The sequence below is a fragment of the Bradyrhizobium sp. AZCC 2289 genome, from assembly GCF_036924615.1.
GTDB lineage: Bacteria > Pseudomonadota > Alphaproteobacteria > Rhizobiales > Xanthobacteraceae > Bradyrhizobium.
The window spans coordinates 9,340,267-9,357,084 of record NZ_JAZHRY010000001.1 but is presented as its reverse complement, the minus strand read 5'-3'; the positions used below and the strand labels follow the sequence as shown (position 1 = coordinate 9,357,084).

15 protein-coding genes are annotated in these 16,818 nt (G+C 62.9%); 7 read left to right on the top strand and 8 right to left on the bottom strand.

Annotation, left to right across the window (positions count from 1 at the left end; translation table 11 throughout):
* Window position 1: 1 nt before the first annotated feature.
* The 4 genes from argC to V1289_RS43845 form a co-directional block, all read right to left on the bottom strand.
* The gene (gene argC / locus V1289_RS43860; protein ID WP_334405789.1) at window positions 2-982 is read right to left on the bottom strand and encodes an N-acetyl-gamma-glutamyl-phosphate reductase; all 981 of its coding nucleotides are present in this window, start codon (window positions 980-982) and stop codon (window positions 2-4) included.
* Window positions 979-1,665, bottom strand: a complete 687-nt coding sequence (locus V1289_RS43855; RefSeq protein WP_334405788.1) for an FMN-binding negative transcriptional regulator — start codon at window positions 1,663-1,665, stop codon at window positions 979-981. The genes argC and V1289_RS43855 overlap by 4 nt, the downstream gene beginning before the upstream one ends.
* A gap of 291 nt (window positions 1,666-1,956) precedes the next feature.
* Complete coding sequence (locus tag V1289_RS43850; RefSeq protein ID WP_334405787.1) at window positions 1,957-2,946, bottom strand: MBL fold metallo-hydrolase; 990 nt, start codon at window positions 2,944-2,946, stop codon at window positions 1,957-1,959.
* A 156-nt stretch (window positions 2,947-3,102) separates the two neighbouring features.
* The gene (locus V1289_RS43845) at window positions 3,103-3,633 is read right to left on the bottom strand and encodes a DedA family protein (protein ID WP_334405786.1); all 531 of its coding nucleotides are present in this window, start codon (window positions 3,631-3,633) and stop codon (window positions 3,103-3,105) included.
* A 180-nt stretch (window positions 3,634-3,813) separates the two neighbouring features.
* Between V1289_RS43845 and V1289_RS43840 the strand changes: the two genes are divergently transcribed.
* From V1289_RS43840 to V1289_RS43820, 5 genes are all read left to right on the top strand, one after another.
* The gene (locus tag V1289_RS43840) at window positions 3,814-4,182 is read left to right on the top strand and encodes a hypothetical protein (RefSeq protein ID WP_334405785.1); all 369 of its coding nucleotides are present in this window, start codon (window positions 3,814-3,816) and stop codon (window positions 4,180-4,182) included.
* A 132-nt stretch (window positions 4,183-4,314) separates the two neighbouring features.
* Window positions 4,315-6,372, top strand: a complete 2,058-nt coding sequence (gene parE, locus V1289_RS43835) for a DNA topoisomerase IV subunit B (protein ID WP_334405784.1) — start codon at window positions 4,315-4,317, stop codon at window positions 6,370-6,372.
* A 258-nt stretch (window positions 6,373-6,630) separates the two neighbouring features.
* On the top strand, window positions 6,631-7,422 hold the full coding sequence (locus V1289_RS43830; RefSeq protein ID WP_309184587.1) for an outer membrane protein: 792 nt from the start codon (window positions 6,631-6,633) through the stop codon (window positions 7,420-7,422).
* 197 nt (window positions 7,423-7,619) lie between these two features.
* Entirely contained in the window at window positions 7,620-7,805 is a 186-nt protein-coding gene (locus V1289_RS43825) for a hypothetical protein (RefSeq protein ID WP_309184586.1), read from the top strand.
* Between the two features lie 164 nt (window positions 7,806-7,969).
* A complete protein-coding gene (locus V1289_RS43820) occupies window positions 7,970-8,740 on the top strand; it encodes an SDR family NAD(P)-dependent oxidoreductase (protein WP_334405783.1) in 771 nt (256 codons plus the stop codon).
* Window positions 8,741-8,839: 99 nt separating this feature from the next.
* Here V1289_RS43820 and V1289_RS43815 read toward each other — a convergent pair whose 3' ends face one another.
* The 4 genes from V1289_RS43815 to V1289_RS43800 all read right to left on the bottom strand — a co-directional run bounded on the left by V1289_RS43815 (window position 8,840) and on the right by V1289_RS43800 (window position 13,688).
* Window positions 8,840-9,610 (bottom strand): outer membrane protein, encoded by a 771-nt coding sequence (locus V1289_RS43815; RefSeq protein ID WP_334407910.1) that lies wholly within the window; start codon window positions 9,608-9,610, stop codon window positions 8,840-8,842.
* Window positions 9,611-9,814: 204 nt separating this feature from the next.
* Window positions 9,815-11,068, bottom strand: a complete 1,254-nt coding sequence (locus tag V1289_RS43810) for an FAD-dependent oxidoreductase (protein WP_334405782.1) — start codon at window positions 11,066-11,068, stop codon at window positions 9,815-9,817.
* 138 nt (window positions 11,069-11,206) lie between these two features.
* Window positions 11,207-12,037 (bottom strand): outer membrane protein, encoded by an 831-nt coding sequence (locus V1289_RS43805; RefSeq protein ID WP_334405781.1) that lies wholly within the window; start codon window positions 12,035-12,037, stop codon window positions 11,207-11,209.
* A gap of 145 nt (window positions 12,038-12,182) precedes the next feature.
* Window positions 12,183-13,688, bottom strand: coding sequence for a caspase family protein (locus V1289_RS43800; protein WP_334405780.1), 1,506 nt, complete (start codon window positions 13,686-13,688; stop codon window positions 12,183-12,185).
* Between the two features lie 388 nt (window positions 13,689-14,076).
* On the opposite strand from V1289_RS43800, the gene V1289_RS43795 reads away from it, so the two are divergent.
* On the top strand, window positions 14,077-15,582 hold the full coding sequence (locus V1289_RS43795; protein ID WP_334405779.1) for a DEAD/DEAH box helicase: 1,506 nt from the start codon (window positions 14,077-14,079) through the stop codon (window positions 15,580-15,582).
* A gap of 123 nt (window positions 15,583-15,705) precedes the next feature.
* The gene (locus V1289_RS43790) at window positions 15,706-16,773 is read left to right on the top strand and encodes a GGDEF domain-containing protein (RefSeq protein WP_334405778.1); all 1,068 of its coding nucleotides are present in this window, start codon (window positions 15,706-15,708) and stop codon (window positions 16,771-16,773) included.
* Window positions 16,774-16,818: the final 45 nt, after the last annotated feature.

Below are 16,818 nucleotides of genomic sequence, written 5' to 3'. Positions count from 1 at the left end.
GCTAGCTCTCGGCAAGGCCCAGCATCAGCCGCATGTTTTGCACCGCAGCCCCCGAGGCGCCCTTGCCGAGATTGTCGAGCCGCGCCACCAGAACCGCTTGGCGGTGTTTGTCGCTGGCAAAGACGTACAACTCGAGCTTGTTGGTCTCGTTGAGCCCCTCGGGCTCGAGCTTGCCGCTCTTGGTCGCCGCGTTTTCGAACGGCATCACCGAGACGTAGGTGCTCCCGGCGTAGCGCTTGGCCAGCACGGCGTGCAGGTCAGATCCGCCGGGTTTGCCCGGAAGCATGTCGAGCTGCAACGGCACGGAGACCAGCATGCCCTGCCGGTAATTCCCGACCGAGGGCACGAAGATCGGCCGCCGCGTCAGCTTCGAGTAAAGCTGCATCTCCGGCAGATGCTTGTGCTCGAAACCGAGGCCATACAATTCGAACGCCGGCGCGGAGCCGTCTTCGAAACTGGCGATCATCGACTTGCCGCCGCCGGAATAGCCGCTGACCGCATTGACGGTGACGGGATAATCCGCGGGCAAGACAGCGGCATCGACCAGCGGCCGCAGCAACGCGATCGCGCCGGTCGGATAGCAGCCGGGATTGGAGACCTTTCGTGCGGCCCTGATCTTGTCGGCCTGGTCGGGCGTCAATTCCGGAAAGCCGTAGGTCCAGTCGGGGGCGACGCGAAACGCCGTCGACGCGTCGAGCACCTTGGGAGCCGCAGCGCCCATGCTGTCGATCAACGCAACGGTCTCCCGCGCAGCATCGTCCGGCAGGCAGAGGATGACGAGATCCACCTCCCCCATCAGCGCCCGCTTGGCGGCTGCGTCCTTGCGCTTCTCCTCGGCAATGCTTTTCACCACGACGTCGTTCTGCTGGTGAAGGCGCTCCTGAATGCCGAGGCCCGTCGTACCCGATGCGCCATCGACAAAGACGGATGGTTTGGTGGTGTCGCCGACGGACCGCGGCTGATGGGTATCGGTCAGGGTCATGGCACGCTCCTTTCGAGCTTGTTCGTTTCGTCCGCAAAGGCTCCTTCGTCCGCAAAGGCTTGCGGCCGCGCTTCTCGCATCAGCTGCGCAATCCGGTGCGCGCCCGCGTCGGTTTGCAAGGCAAGGGCCCCCGCAATCGCCGCATAGTCGGTCTCGGATTTGTGCTGGTTCAGCTTGAAGCTGCCTTCAACCTCTTCAACCGTCATCACCAGTCCCACGATCGCCTTTTTCAGCCCATCCAGCCGCCCCGCCGTCATCTTCGACGAGGTCCAGGGCTGCTTCGGCACCAGCCAGTTCTCGAATTTGGCGCTGAGCGTATCGACCTGCACAGCGAGTTCGTCGTCGGACAATCTTCGCACCGTCCCGGTCAGATGCACGGCCTGATACAGCCAGGTCGGGACCTGATCCGGCGAGACGTACCAGTCGGGCGATACATAGGCATCCGCGCCGTTGACGGCCAGCAACCAGGACGAGGCCCCGTCCGCCAGACTTGCCAGCGGATTGTGACGGGCAAGATGAAACAACGCCTGCGGCGTACCGTCGTTGGCGGCCGTCAGATAAAACGGCAGCGAGGATGCGATCGGCTTCTTGCCGTCCCACGCGCAGACGTTGCCGAAACCGCGCGCTTGCGCAAACGCCAGGCTTGCGGCGCGATCGCATTTGAACGGAGGTGGCGTATACATTTCAAACTCCTGCTAGACGTAGGAGCCGCCAGATCAAACCGCGTTTCTTGAAAGGGAAAAGCCGCGGAGAGGATCCGGCGGCAGGGGCAACAATCTTAAACGCAGACGACCGCCCATACCGCAGAGGTGCGGCGGCGGCGGGCAAACAGAATGGTCGCGGCGTTGGTCATGGCGCGGCTATAAGGCCGCGCCCCGCCGGCGTCAAGAGATGCCGCCGTCATTCCGGGGCGCGAAGCGAACCCGGGATTCCGGGTTCGATGCTCCGCATCGCCCCGGAATGACGAGCGATGGTCAGATCGTCGGATTCCACGGCGCCGGGACCACCCGGTAACCGCCGCCGTCCTTTTCGACATTGCCAAGGCCCGGGAATGGATAATGGAAGCCCTGCACCTGCAGCTTCTCCGCCACTACCATGTCGTAGACCCGGCGGCGGGTTTTCTCGGCTACATCGCCGTCCTGGTCGAAAAAGGCGTGCCAGCCCGGATTGGTCGCGAACGGGTTCGGGTTGTTGGTGACGTCAGACTGGATGAAGACCTTGCCGGAGCCCGACGACAGCACATAGGAGGTGTGGCCGGGCGTGTGACCGACGGTCTCGACCGCCAGCAGTCCGGGCGCGACTTCCTTGCCCCACTCGTAAGGCGTAACCTTCTTCTTCAGACCCGCCTCGAAGATATTGCGATTGTTCTTGAACAGGCCCTGCATGCGTCCGGCGGGCGCGCGGCTCATCTCGCCATCGTCCATCCAGAACTTCCACTCGGTCGCGGGCACCAGCACTTCGGCATTCGGGAATGCGGGCGTGCCGTCCGCGGTCAGCAAACCGTTCACGTGGTCGCCGTGGAAGTGCGAGATCACCACCAGATCGACCGCCTTGGGATCGAAACCCGCGGCAACGAAATTATCGGCGAACAGGCCGTTGGCGCCCTTGCTGTTGGCTTTGGATACCGCGCCGTTGCCGGTATCGATCACGACCAGCTTGCCGCCGGTATTGATGACCAGGGGCGCGAAATGGATCGTCATCATGTCGGGCGGCATGAACGCCTTCACCAGCGCGGCGTTGACTTCGTCCTTCTTCGCGTTGGTGATGAAGGAATCTTCCAGCTTGAAGACGTTCTTGCCGTCGGAGACCACCGTGACCAGGATGTCGCCGACCTTGTAGCGGTAGTAGCTCGGCGCCTGCTTGTCGGCGACCGGCGCTGCGGCCTTCGCGGGAGCGGCTGATAACAGGGGCGCAGTGGCGATTGCGGCGGCGCCGGCGAGTGCGTGACGTCGAGTCAGTTCCATAGGTATCCTCCCAGTGAGACGATAACGGCGATGCGGGATTCCCCGCCCTTTGTTGCGCGGCGGGATTTTACCAGCGTTTCGACGGTAACGCGATGACGCTGTCTTTGGGGGCTAACCCCCGCATCACAGGGTTATTCCAGCCGCGCCCGGCGCGCTTCACGCCACGCGCCAAACCCATTCGGCGATCTGCGCGATCACGTCGCCAAACAGCAATAGCGCGGCCGACCAGACCAGCGCCGAGACGAAATTGGCGACCTGAAACGGCCAGTACGACATCTCGAAAATGCCGGCAGCGAGCGGCACCGAGGCCCGCAACGGTCCGAAAAACCGCCCGATGAAAATGCTCGGCACGCCCCAGTTTTTCACAAACGCCTCGCCGCGCGGCAGGATCTCCGGGTAGCGCGACAGCGGCCACATCTGCGCGACGTGTTCCTTGTACCTGTAACCGAACCAGTAGGAGACCCAGTCGCCGAGGGCTGCGCCGATGCCGCCGGCGATCCAGACCGGCCAGAAGCTGATGCCGCTGGCGCCGATCAGGGCGCCGATCGCGACCAGCGCGCCCCAGGCCGGAATCAGCAGCGATATGAATGCGAGCGACTCGCCAAATGCCAGCACCAGCACGATTGGCGCGGCCCAAACCTGGTGGTTGCGCACGAAATCAGCCAGAGCGTGCGCGAAATCTTCCATCGTATCAAAGCCTTCCCGCCCCGTTGATGGCTTGAACCTTTCTGCGGGTTCCGAGCCTAACCACAGGTAAGCCAGCCCGTTGCGTGACTTCAAGTCACAAAGGCGGGCACGGGGCGTGATGTCAGTCGGCTTTCCTACCCGCCCGGCGTGCAACTCTCCAACAGGACAAGGAATTATCGGATGATCGGATCGTTGATGATGTGCGTGAGCGTCGTGGTTCTACTGGTCGGAATGCTCGCCGGCATCGCCATGGGCATCCAGCAAAACTTCACCCTGGCGCCGGCGCACGCGCATCTGAACCTCATCGGCGGCGTGCTCTTGTTCCTTTTTGGGCTGTATTACCGCCTGATTCCGGCGGCCGGGACGACCATGCTGGCCAAGGTGCAGGGTTGGCTGCATATCGCAGGCGCGATTCTGTTCCCTGCAGGCGTCGCCCTGGTGTTGCTCAAGGGGCCTTCGGCTGAGGCCGCGCCAATCCTGGGATCGCTGATTGTGGTCGCGGCGATGACATTGTTCTTGGTCATTGTGTTCCGGACCTCGCGGGCCTAAGGCCGGCTCCCTATTTGAATCGCCGGGCCCGGCGCTGGTCGCCGGAGCCCGGCCGTCACCTTTTCAACCCATCCGTGGCATAGTTAGAGCAACCGATTCGCTGCGCCAGCCGCGCGCAATACATGAAGAACTATGTCCAAACCATTGAAATCTCCTGCAAAGGCTAAATCCGGCAACGATCTGTTCGGGGCCCCGGAACCCAAGGGGCGCGCCCCGCTCAAGGTCGCGGCCCGCTCGGGCAGCGCCGAGGCCGGCTACACCGCGGCCGACATCGAGGTGCTCGAAGGGCTTGAGCCGGTGCGCCGCCGGCCCGGCATGTATATCGGCGGCACCGACGAAAAGGCGCTGCATCACCTGTTCGCCGAAGTCATCGACAATTCCATGGACGAGGCCCTGGCGGGCCACGCCACCTTCATCGAGGTGGAACTCGGCGCCGACGGGTTCCTGACCGTCAGCGACAACGGCCGCGGCATCCCGGTCGATCCGCACCCGAAATTCCCGAAGAAGTCCGCGCTCGAAGTCATCATGTGCACGCTGCATTCCGGTGGCAAATTCGACTCCAAGGTCTACGAGACCTCGGGCGGTTTGCACGGCGTCGGCGTCTCCGTCGTCAACGCCCTCTCCTCACGGCTCGAAGTTGAGGTGGCGCGCAGCCAAAAACTCTACCGGATGAGTTTCGAGCGCGGCCAGCCCAAGGGCAAGATCGAAGACCTCGGCAAGATCAACAACCGCCGCGGCACCCGTATCCGCTTCAAGCCCGATACTGAGATTTTCGGCGCCAAGGCGGCATTCAAGCCGCAGCGCCTGTTCAAGATGGCGCGCTCGAAAGCGTATCTGTTCGGCGGCGTCGAAATCCGCTGGCGCTGCGACCCCGAGCTCTTGAAGGGCATCGAGGACGTTCCGGCCGAAGATACCTTTCACTTCGCGGGCGGCCTGAAAGATTATCTCGCCGCCGCGGTTCACGCCGACACGCTGGTGCATCCGGATATCTTCTCCGGCAAATCCGGCCGCAACGGCGCCCACGGCGCCTGCGAATGGGCTGTCGCGTGGACGGCGGACGCCGACGGCTTCCTCTCCTCCTATTGCAACACCGTGCCGACGCCGGACGGCGGCACCCATGAATCCGGCATGCGCAGCGCGATGCTGCGCGGCCTGAAGGATCACGCCGAGCGCATCGGCCAGGGCAAGCGCGCCGCCTCCGTCACCTCCGAAGACGTGATGGTCGGGGCTGCCGTGATGCTCAGCGTGTTTGTGCGCGAGCCTGAATTCCAGGGCCAGACCAAGGATCGGCTCGCCACCGCCGAAGCCCAGCGCATCGTCGAGCAGGCGATCAAGGATCCGTTCGACCACTGGCTGTCGGGCAATCCGCTGCAGGCCAACAAGCTCCTGGATTTCGTCATCGAGCGCGCCGACGAACGGCTGCGCCGCCGCGCCGAAAAGGAGATTTCGCGCAAGACCGCGGTGAAGAAACTGCGGCTGCCCGGCAAGCTTACCGATTGCACCAACAGCGCGCAGGAGGGCTCCGAGCTCTTCATCGTCGAGGGCGACTCGGCCGGAGGCACCGCCAAGCACGCGCGCAACCGCCAGACCCAGGCGATCCTCCCCTTGCGCGGAAAAATCCTCAATGTCGCTTCCGCCGGCAAGGACAAGCTGACAGCGAACGTCCAGCTCGCTGACCTGATGCAGGCGATCGGCTGCGGTACTGGCGCGCATTACCGCGAAGAGGATCTTCGCTACTCGCGCATCATCATCATGACCGACGCGGACGTCGACGGCGCCCACATTGCGTCGCTTCTTATCACCTTCTTTTACCGCCAGACGCCGCGGCTTATCGATGAAGGGCATCTCTATCTCGCGGTGCCGCCGCTCTACAAGCTGACCCATGGCAGCAAGACGGTGTACGCGCGCGACGAGGCTCACAGGGATCAGCTTCTCAAGAGCGAATTCAACGCCAACGCCAAGGTCGACGTCAGCCGTTTCAAGGGCCTCGGCGAAATGATGTCGGCGCAGCTCAAGGAAACCACGATGGATCCCGCCAGGCGCACGCTGTTGCGCGTCGTGCTGCTGGCCGACGACCGCGAAGGCACCGCCGATTCGGTCGAGCGGCTGATGGGCACCAAGGCCGAAGCGCGGTTCGCCTTCATCTCCGACAAGGCCGAGTTCGCCAGCGACGATTTGCTGGACGTTTAGGCTGCAAAATCCGGGCTTCGCGGGTGTTTTGGACGAATTTCAACCCAAAAGCCCGCTTTTGGCTCGATTCAGCGCGATTTACGGCCCTTGCTGCCGGTTCGCTTCCAACCACCCGCGCTTCGTTTTCGGACGGGTGTGTTCCTCCCGCAACAGCTTTTTGAGCGGAAGCACGTATAGTCGCCATACTGGATTTGGGAATCGGTGCAGGCGCACTTCTCGAGCGGTCGTAGTCGACAGGTCAATATTGAGGATTTGAACATGAAGAAATTGGTGCTGGCTCTGACCGCTCTCGCGGCATTCACCGGATCGGCCTCGGCGGCCGACCTCGCGGCCCGTCCTTACACGAAGGCTCCTCCGCCGGTTGCGCCTGTCTATAACTGGACCGGCTTCTACATCTTCGGCGGTGGCGGCGGTGGATTGTGGGCGGCCGATCAGAATGTTCAAACCAACGTAGGTAGCATTCCGCTCAGCATCGATCACCGTCAGGGTGGCTCTGGCTGGTTCGGAACGGTCGGTCTCGGCTACGACTGGCAGTTCAACGGTCCTTGGGTGTTCGGCTTGTTTGCAGATGGCCAGTTCGGCAGCATCAAGGGCACTCTTGACGACCCGTTCAACCAGGTGATCGCCCCGATAAAGTTGGAGGACTCGTGGGCGGTTGGTGCGCGGGTCGGCTATTTGGTAGCCCCGAATGTTCTGTCCTACGTGAACGGTGGTTACTCCGGTTCTCAATGGTCGCGCACGACGCTGCTCGATGAGTTTAGCGGCGCTCCTGTGGGTGGTCACACCAACAGCTTCACCCGCAACGGTTGGTTCATCGGCGGCGGCGTGGAGAACAGCCTGAACATCTTCGGCATCAGCTCGCCGGGCTGGTTCATGAAGACCGAGTATCGCTCGGCTTTCTATGACAAGAAATCCGTCCCTCTGCTGTTCGACGGCACCAATTTACCTGTCGGTACCAATCTCAGGTTCAACAGCTGGAACCAAACCATCTCGACTTCACTGGTCTATCGCTTCAACTGGGGTGGCGCACCGATCTCGGCGAAGTACTGATCTCTGCCAAATCTCTTAAGCTCAAAAGCCCCGGCATCGTCCGGGGCTTTTTTGTTGCCTTGGCGCGATCCTTTACGTGTTCTTTGGCGAATGACGATATGGCTTGGCTCGGAGGTATCATCCGATCCCTGCTCTTGCGCTGGGCGAGCCGGCGCGCCACTCTGGCTGCCGTTGCGCAATGGCCGCGAGGAACCCCCATGGACAGAGTGTTCTTGATCCTTGGCTTTCTCGCGCTTGCCATCGGCCTGCTCTGGATCGGCCAGGGCACCGGCGCGATTGCCTGGCCGAAATCGAGCTTCATGATCAATCAGCTCCAGTGGGCGGGATATGGCGCGTTGCTCGGCGCAATCGGCCTGATGCTGATCTGGCAAGGCAAGCGCTGATCGGAACCGATGTAGCTAACTCGTCATGGCCGGGCATAGCCGTCCGAAGGACGGCGTCGCTTCCGCTCGCCTATGCCCGGCCATACACGTCTTATTTTACGCGATAAGAAAGACGTGGATGCCCGGGAAAAGCCCGGGCATGACGAAGAAAAAGGACAACAACGATGAAGGCGGGACATTTCGATCTCTCAGGCAAGGTGGCGATTGTCACCGGCGGCAATGGCGGCATCGGGCTCGGCATGGCGCGCGGATTGGCGGAAGCTGGTGCGGCGATCGCGATCGTCGGCCGCAATGAAGCGAAGTCGCAAGCGGCGGTCGCCGAGATCGAACGAAGCGGCGCCAGGGCCATTTCCGTGGTCACCGACGTCACCGACAAGGCCGCCGTCGCGGCCATGGCCGAACGCGTGGCCCGCGAGCTCGGCCGGATCGACATCCTCGTCAACAATGCCGGCATCAACATTCGCAAGCCGCCGCACGCGCTCGACATCGACGAGTGGAACAGCGTGATCGCGACCAACCTCACCAGCGCTTTCCTGTGCTCGCAGGCGGTCTATCCCGCGATGAAAGCGGCGGGCGGCGGCAAGATCATCAATATCGGTTCGATGATGTCGATCTTCGGCGCCAGCTTCGCGCCGGCTTATGCCGCCAGCAAAGGCGGCATCGTGCAGTTCACGCGCTCCTGCGCCTGCGCCTGGGCCGCCGACAATATCCAGGCCAATGCGGTGCTGCCCGGTTGGATCGATACCGATCTGACCAAGCGTGCGCGCGAGCAGATCGACGGCCTGCACGACCGGGTGCTGGCGCGCACGCCGGCGGCGCGCTGGGGCGGGATCGAAGACTTCGCAGGCATCGCGGTGTTTCTCGCCTCACCCGCGTCCGATTTCGTCACCGGCACCGCCATCCCCGTCGATGGCGGGTATTCGATCATGGGGTAGCGCAAGGCGCGCGAACCGCGGCGGCATCTTCGCCGGAGCGCCGCAACGAAAAAGCCCCGGAGATACCGGGGCTTTGGTTCGTTGGCGAGAAGCGAAAGCTCAGTACCGTGCGACGACCGGGGCGTTGAACTTGTAGCTCAGACGGACGACCGCGGACTGAATATCGCGGGGTTTTGTATCGAAGGTGTAGGTGCCGGGCGAGGCGCCGGCGAGCTGATAGCTCTTCCTCTCGAACGCGGCATAGTCGTATTCGAGACCGACGATCCAGTTCTGGGTGATGCCGTATTCCCAACCGGCGCCAATGGTCCAGCCATTGTGCCACTGGGTCTGGGATCCGGAACCCGTGACCGGCGGAAGCACGGTCACCGACAAGCGGTTGTTGACGCCGGCATAGCCGCCCTTCACGTAGAACAGATTGTTCGCCACGGCATAGCCGGCGCGGCCCGTAATCGTCGCCATCCAGTCGGTACGCCAGCTGAACCGATCGTCGAGGCCGACGCCGAACACGTTGTTCAGCACGGTACCCTTGTTGTCGAGACCGGAAATCGTGCCCTCGAGACCGAACACGTAGTTGCTGGCCTGCCAGTTGTAGCCCATCTGGCCGCCACCGAACACGCCCGTGCCGCGCTGGCGAAAACCCTGACCGGGCGAGAGATCACCGAACACCGTGGTGTTGGCGGTGTTGATCCATTCCTCGTTCGTGGTGGCGCCGCCGATGTGGCCGCCGATATAGAAGCCGCCCCAGTTGTAGATGGAGTCGACGAAGGCCGGAGCCTTGGTGTATGGCCGCATCGCCAGATCCGCCGCCGACGCGGCACCCGTTCCAAGCGCGGCAGTGAAGGCCGCAGCAGCAATCAGTTTTGAGTGAATCATTTTCTTGCATCCCTTGTTGTCCCTGGGCGCAAGCTTTGAACGAGAGAACTTACCAATCCGGAATCGATTTCGCAGGCAACGTCGAATTGTCGGCTGACGAGGTTGAATCTCGCGCCGCTGTTGCCGTCGCGCAACTTTCTCGAACCGTTTTAACGGGCTGTTATCCCTAATGAATTCCGAGCACCGCAACGCTGCGCGCGCTCAGGATTGCGCCGGCGAATGCACATGCTCCGGCCGGACGCCGAGGCCGACCAGCCGTGCCGTGATGCCCTGCAGCCAGGGCACCGCCGTAATCAGCCGCACGGCCAGCGGCACTTTCAGCGGCGCGTCGCCGGGCTTCAGCGCCGCACTGACGATGTTGTTCTGCGCGATGACCTGCATCCGCTGCGTCATCTTCACCGGAAATTCCCGCCGCCTTCGCACCGCGTCGAGTTCGTCCTCGGTCGGGCAACCGCTTGTCAGTTTGGCCGCCAGAAGATTGGCGGTCGCCACCGCGTCCTGTACGGCGAGGTTGACGCCGACGCCGCCGACCGGCGACATCGCATGCGCGGCGTCGCCGATGCAAAGCAGTCCCGGCAGCGTCCAGCGCTTCAGGCGATTGATCGCGACCGTCAAAAGCTTCACATCGTCCCAGCCCTTCACATCGGCAAGGCCGGGTTTCAGGATCGGCGCCATGCGCGCGACGTCGTCGAGCAGCGCCGGTAATCCCCTTGCCTTCACCGCGTCGAACTGCCCCTTGGCGATGACATAGGCGCACTGCCAGTAGTCGCCGCGGTCGAACGTGACCATCATCTTGCCGGGCTCGACGCGGGCGAACAGATTCTCGCTCTCATTCGGCCGCCGGCCGGCGCGAAACCACAGCACGTCCATCGGTGCGCCGATCTCGTCGGTCGCAAGCCCGGCGCGCTCGCGCACGATCGAATGACGGCCGTCGCAGGCGATGGTCAGATCGGCGACGATATCGATCGGGCCCTCCGGCGTGTTCGCCCGCACACCCGCGATCTGATCGCCGCGATGGATGAGATCGATCGCCTCCGCATTCATCATCACCTTGAGCGAGGCGAACTGCTTGCCGGCCTCGCGGAGGAAATTGAGGAAATCCCACTGCGGCATGAAGGCGATGAACGGGTATTTGGTGCCGACGCGGCTGAGATCGGCAATCCGCACCGGCGTGCCGCCGAACATTCCGTCGAGCTTCTGCAATTGCTGATGCGGAAGTTTCAGAAACCCGTTGATCAATCCGAGTTCGTCCATCACCTGCAAGGTCGAGGGATGCACGGTGTCGCCGCGGAAATCGCGGAAGAAGTCGGCATGCTTCTCCAGCACCACGACATCGATGCCGGCGCGCCCGAACAGGTATCCCAGCATCATGCCGGCGGGCCCGCCGCCGACGATGCAGCAGCGGACCTGCATCGTGCGCCCCGATGGTTGTTCGGAAAAACTGCCTGCGTCCATGATCCGGCTCTCGTCGCAGCAAGCGTATGCTTCGAGACTAGCGCGCCTATCGGCCCGCGCAGAGAGATAACATCGCGCGACCATAACAAAAGGCCCCGGACGATGCCGGGGCCTGAAGTTCGTTGGATCAGGGAGGAATCAGTATTTCGCGACGACGGGACCGGCGAACTGATAGTTGAAGCCGACGCGCGCCAGGCTGCCGCGAACATTGTAGTCAAATCGCGACTGGAAGGGTGGAATCGGCGGAATGCCGAAGTTGCTGGTGTCCGAGATGTGGCCGAGATCGTAGTACAGATATTCGCCCTTGATCGACCAGTTGCTGGCGAGCTTGAATTCGGCGCCCGCGCCCACGGTCCAACCGGCCTGAATACGCGTACCCGCAGCAAAGTAGTCAACCGGCGTTGCGTAGTGGAACTGTCCACTGGTCTTGACGTCGGCCCAGGCCAGACCGCCGGTGCCGTAGAGCAGCAAGGCCGGTGTCGCGAGGAAGCCGGCACGCAGACGCGCGGTTCCGAAATAGTCGATCTTCTCGGAGGCGGTTACGAAGTTGGTTGCGAAGGCGGCGCCGCCATCGCGCTGCGCGACGATCGGGCCGGTGAGCGTGCCGCGCCCCCTGATATCCGAACCCTGGATATCGGCCTCAACGCCCCAGACCCAGTTCTGCACCTGCCAGTTGTAACCGGCCTGCGCGCCGCCGAATCCTCCGGTCAGATCGTGGTTGAGGCCGTAATTGGCGCTCGCAACGATCGCCAGAGCACCGGTGTCAGGAAGACCGGTCTCGCTGGCGCTGGTGCGGCCAAAGCCGCCGCCCCCATTCAGGCCGATGTAAAAGCCGGTCCATGAATAGACCGGCGCGATCGGTACCGGCGGCCTGGCCTTCACCGGCATGTCGGCGGCCACTGCCCCATTGAGCCCAACTACTCCGAAAGAAATAAACGACGCGAGTGCCCACCCCAAATTCCTGCGCATTTAATTCCCCCAAATCAAAAAACCGGGCCAATTATAATCGACGACGGCGGTCTTTCGACGAAGAACTCAGGCTTGGTAGCAGGACGCAACGTCTTTTCGCGCGGGCGTTGCAGACAAGTAACACTTATGCGGTACTAGGGACCCATCAACGCCGAAAACTCTTGATCTCCGAGACGCTACCGTCCCGGTAGGTCAGCTCCACCGAGACCGATTGGGTCTGCGGCGCGAGCTTGAGGTAAGGCTGCGCGTCGTGCGGAATGACGAGCGGGTCCCTGGAATCGCAGGGCGGCATCTTCACTACCCTGTCCGGGACCGCGCTGTCGATCCCGACGCGGACTTCCCGGATCGCGCAACGATACGACATCAGGTGCGTGTAATAGACCAGAAGCCCGTTGAATTCGCGAAACGACAGCCAGCTCGTCGCCGTCATGTCGAGGATTTTTCGCTGGTCGCGGATCAGGGCCGCCTCGGGATCGAACCGGATCGGAAACGGCCCCTGCATATCGCCTGAGGTGTCGACATAGCGGACCTGGATGGTGCCGGCGGGTGCGTCGGCGGCAAGTTCGATCGACGGATTTGGCATCCGCTTGCGGGTGCGCGGATCGAGCGTGTCGATGAAGCCGGTTTCGCGGAAATCGCCGGCCTCCCCCATCCGCCATGAAATCCCGAGCGTCGGATCGGCGATCGAGAACGTCACCGTCCAGCCGCCATTGTGGCGCGAGAACGCGGCGATCGGGGCGTTGACGGAATCTTCCTTCGGCACGCGCGGCACCGACACCGGCGGCAGCGCCGCTACCTTCTGCGGCAGCTCGGCAGGTTTTGCGACGGCGTCCGGCTGCGCCTTGCCCGCCGTGCCGTTCAGGAACACGTCGTCGACCATCTGATCGAAGTAAACCGGGATCTGCTTGTGCTTGACGGTGTCAGCCATTTCGCTCACGAGCCGGCGCGTGTGCTGCGCGACCTGCACGAGGTTTTCACCGGGCTGCAGCAGCTCCTTCGCAAACGTCCGCGTGAATACCGAATTCGGGCTGGCGTCGTCGTTCGACAGGCGGTCGAGCGCGGTCTGCCGCGGTCCCGCCGAAAACACCGAGAACACGCCCTCCGGCAATTGCGTCATCGGCGCCAGCCCGCCGCCGCCGGCGACCGCGCGGGTGCCGGCGCGCTCGAACGGATTGTTGCGGCAGGCGTCGAACACCAGGATCGCGGTTCGCACCTTTTTGTTCTGCAACCGCTCTACGATGCGGTCGGCGAGCACGGAGGCGTCGCGCACCAGCTCTTCCTGGCCCTCGGTCGCGGCCGGCACGTCGGTCGGCAGCAGAAAATTCTGGCCGGCGATTTCAAAGCCGTGGCCGGCATAGAAGAAGAACGCGGTATCGCCGGCGTCGACCGCCCTGTCGAAGGCCAGCAGCGTTTCGGAAAAGGCCTGCCGGTTCTGGTTCTCCGCCACCATCACGTTGAAGCCGAGCTGCTTTAGCGTATCGCCCATGGTGCGGGCGTCGTTGACCGCCTTCTGCAATTTGGGGACGTTTTTATAATCGTTGTTGCCGATCACGAGTGCTACGCGCTTTTCGGCGTGGGCGGGCGCGGAGAACACCACGAGGCACGCCGCGAGGCTCCCCGCCAATGCGACCTTGAACGATAGCCAGTTCATCCGAATTTCCTGCCCTGCCCGCCATAGAAAGGCGCCACCAGTAGCCTGCCGATGCGTCGCAGCGGTTCAAGCTGACAATCGGGACCTCGCTATGTGCGGCAAGGCCCGTCCTTACATCGACTCGTTTGACCGGGAAATGACAGTCTGGCCGTTATTTGTGCGAAAACGTTAAGCTTTTTCGGCCATTTGGCGCGTTCCAAGATTGACTTTGGCCGTTTCGCGCCTATGTTTCGGGTCAACGCGGCCCTGGATCGAAACGCGATTCCCTTGGGTTAGCCGCTCGTCTGCGTAAGTCAGAGCCCCCAGCTTTTCAAAGCGCGCCGTTTCGGGGTTGAACGCGACAGCTTTTTACCCTCGATTCCGAACGGCGGTGTCGAGCAGAGGCTCAATGTCTTTTTCCCATCTCGGTCTTTCCGACAAGGTGCTCGCCGCAGTTGCGGCCACCGGTTACACCACCCCGACCCCCATTCAGGAACAGGCGATCCCCCACGTTCTCGCCCGCCGCGACGTTCTCGGCATCGCCCAGACCGGCACCGGCAAGACCGCTGCCTTCGTCCTTCCGATGCTCACGCTGCTGGAAAAGGGCCGCGCCCGGGCCCGGATGCCCCGCACCCTCATCCTGGAGCCGACCCGCGAACTCGCCGCCCAGGTCAAGGAACAGTTCGACAAATACGGCGCCGGACAAAAACTCAACGTGGCGCTGTTGATCGGCGGCGTCTCGTTCGGCGATCAGGATAGCAAATTGACGCGCGGCGTCGACGTGCTGATCGCCACCCCGGGCCGACTGCTCGACCATACCGAGCGCGGCGGATTGCTGCTCACCGGCGTCGAACTTTTGGTCATCGACGAAGCCGACCGCATGCTGGACATGGGCTTCATTCCCGACATCGAACGGGTTTGCAAACTGGTCCCCTTCACCCGGCAGACCCTGTTCTTCACCGCGACGATGCCGCCCGAAATTGCGCGCATCACCGAAACCTTCCTGCACAATCCGCAAAAGATCGAAGTTTCCAGGCCCGCGACGACCGCGGTCGGGGTGTCGCAGTTCCAGGTCAGCGTCGGCCGCGAGCCGCATGAGAAGCGTGATGTATTGCGCCGCCTCTTGCGCGACGCCAAGGATCTCAACAACGCGATTATCTTCTGCAATCGCAAGCGGGAAGTCGCCGTTGTTTACAAATCGCTGCAGAAGCATGGCTTCAGCGTCGGCGCGTTGCATGGCGACATGGATCAGTCCGCCCGCACCGCGGCACTCGACCAGTTCCGCAAGGGCGAGATTCCGCTGCTGGTCGCCTCCGACGTCGCGGCCCGCGGCCTGGATATCCCGGCCGTCAGTCACATCTTCAACTTCGACGTTCCCCACCATGCCGACGACTACGTCCACCGCATCGGCCGTACCGGCCGCGCCGGACGCACCGGCACCGCGATCTCGATGGTGACCTCGCTCGATCATAAATCGATCGTGGCGATCGAGAAGCTGATCGGCCAGGCCATTCCGAAGGCCGAAGGCGACTTCAGCGTTCGCTCCGAATCGTCCGACGAGCAGCCCCGCCAATCGCGCGGGCGCGAAGGCGCAAGAGAAGGATCAAGGGAAGGATCACGCGAAGGATCCAGAGAACAAACGCGAGAGGGTTCGCGGGACGGTTCGCGCGGCGGCCGTAACAAGCCGCGCCGCGAACGCGAACCGCGACGCGCTGGCGGCAGCGGCCGTGGTCCCAAGCCGCAGCCGGAAGCGCCGGTCGAGGCGTTCACGCCTCCCACCCCCGCTCCGGCCTCGCGCGTGCCTTCGATCGGCCGCGCCGAACCGCGGCGAACCCAGCGCGAACCGGATGCGGAGCCCGCGGATCATTCGCATCTTCCCGCATTCCTGCTGAGACCCGTTCGCGCCCGCGTGTGAGCAACTGCGAAAGCCGGGGAACCCGTTTACCCGGCATTCATTCTCCTCAATTAACCTGCCGCCGATAATTTTAGTAATTGCTGCTGCCAGCAAGGCGGCGCTGCACGTATTGGGGACGGATCAGTGGTGAAGCTGCTGGACGAACACGAACGCACGCTGGCCTTCGCCGAAGTCGCGTTGGGCCAGATCAAATCGCTCCGGCAGACCGCTGTCCCCCGCAATTATGAAATCTGGTACGTCTACGCCACCGGCTACAATGCCCCCCTCAACAAGATCATCAACGAGACGCTGGCGCGCAACGGCAGGCTGAGCGAAGCCGACCTCGAACAGATCTACGAGACCTACCTCTCCCACATCAAGACCTCCGACCGCATCGACAAGGTCGGCGCGCGCGTGATCGGCGAAATCGACGACGTGATGAACCTCATCACCGAGGCGCTGGGGATGTCGGCGAGCTACGACGCCAGCCTGAGCGGCGCCAGCCAGAAACTCGCCGATGCCAAGCAGCCTGACCAGATCAAGGCGGTGATCGAACAACTGGTGAAGTCGACCTGCGAAATGCGCGACACCAACAAGGCGCTGGAAAACCGGCTGTCGCTGTCGAAGACCGAAATCAGCAACCTCCAGCACAGTCTCGAGGCCATCCGCGCCGAGAGCCTGACCGATCCGCTCACCGGGCTCGGCAACCGCAAATATTTCGACCGCTCGATCGAGATGGCGGTGCAGACGGCGCTGGCCACCAGCGAGCCGTTGTCGCTTCTGATGTTCGATATCGACCACTTCAAATCGTTCAACGATTCCTATGGCCACCTCACCGGCGATCAAGTGCTGCGGCTGGTCGGCATGTCGCTGAAGCAAACCATCAAGGGCCAGGATATCACCGCGCGCTATGGCGGCGAGGAGTTCGCGGTCGTGCTGCCCAACACCGCGCTGCGCCAGGCGCTGACGGTCGCCGATCACATTCGCCGCGCGGTGATGGCGAAGGAATTGAAGAAGAAGTCCACCGGCGAAATCCTGGGCCGGGTCACGATCTCGGTCGGCGTCTCCATGCTGAAGCCGGGAGACGATACGGATTCACTGATCGAACGCGCCGACGCCTGCCTCTACGCCGCCAAGCGCAACGGCCGCAACCGCGTGATCTGCGAAGCCGACCCCGAATACGCCGCCGAGACCCGCAGCCAGGTGGCTTGACCGTAGTCCCTCATGGTGAGGAGGCGCCAACGGGTCGCGCGAATG

Bases quoted from the DNA above. Each gene is read 5' to 3' on its own strand.
- argC (WP_334405789.1), bottom strand. From the start codon at position 982: ATGACCCTGACCGATACCCATCAGCCGCGGTCCGTCGGCGACACCACC.
- V1289_RS43825 (WP_309184586.1), top strand. From the start codon at position 7,620: ATGGACAGAGTGTTCTTGATCCTTGGCTTTCTCGCGCTTGCCATCGGC.
- V1289_RS43800 (WP_334405780.1), bottom strand. From the start codon at position 13,688: ATGAACTGGCTATCGTTCAAGGTCGCATTGGCGGGGAGCCTCGCGGCG.
- V1289_RS43855 (WP_334405788.1), bottom strand. From the start codon at position 1,665: ATGTATACGCCACCTCCGTTCAAATGCGATCGCGCCGCAAGCCTGGCG.
- V1289_RS43795 (WP_334405779.1), top strand. From the start codon at position 14,077: ATGTCTTTTTCCCATCTCGGTCTTTCCGACAAGGTGCTCGCCGCAGTT.
- parE (WP_334405784.1), top strand. From the start codon at position 4,315: ATGTCCAAACCATTGAAATCTCCTGCAAAGGCTAAATCCGGCAACGAT.
- V1289_RS43810 (WP_334405782.1), bottom strand. From the start codon at position 11,068: ATGGACGCAGGCAGTTTTTCCGAACAACCATCGGGGCGCACGATGCAG.
- V1289_RS43840 (WP_334405785.1), top strand. From the start codon at position 3,814: ATGATCGGATCGTTGATGATGTGCGTGAGCGTCGTGGTTCTACTGGTC.
- V1289_RS43805 (WP_334405781.1), bottom strand. From the start codon at position 12,037: ATGCGCAGGAATTTGGGGTGGGCACTCGCGTCGTTTATTTCTTTCGGA.
- V1289_RS43830 (WP_309184587.1), top strand. From the start codon at position 6,631: ATGAAGAAATTGGTGCTGGCTCTGACCGCTCTCGCGGCATTCACCGGA.
- V1289_RS43820 (WP_334405783.1), top strand. From the start codon at position 7,970: ATGAAGGCGGGACATTTCGATCTCTCAGGCAAGGTGGCGATTGTCACC.
- V1289_RS43845 (WP_334405786.1), bottom strand. From the start codon at position 3,633: ATGGAAGATTTCGCGCACGCTCTGGCTGATTTCGTGCGCAACCACCAG.
- V1289_RS43850 (WP_334405787.1), bottom strand. From the start codon at position 2,946: ATGGAACTGACTCGACGTCACGCACTCGCCGGCGCCGCCGCAATCGCC.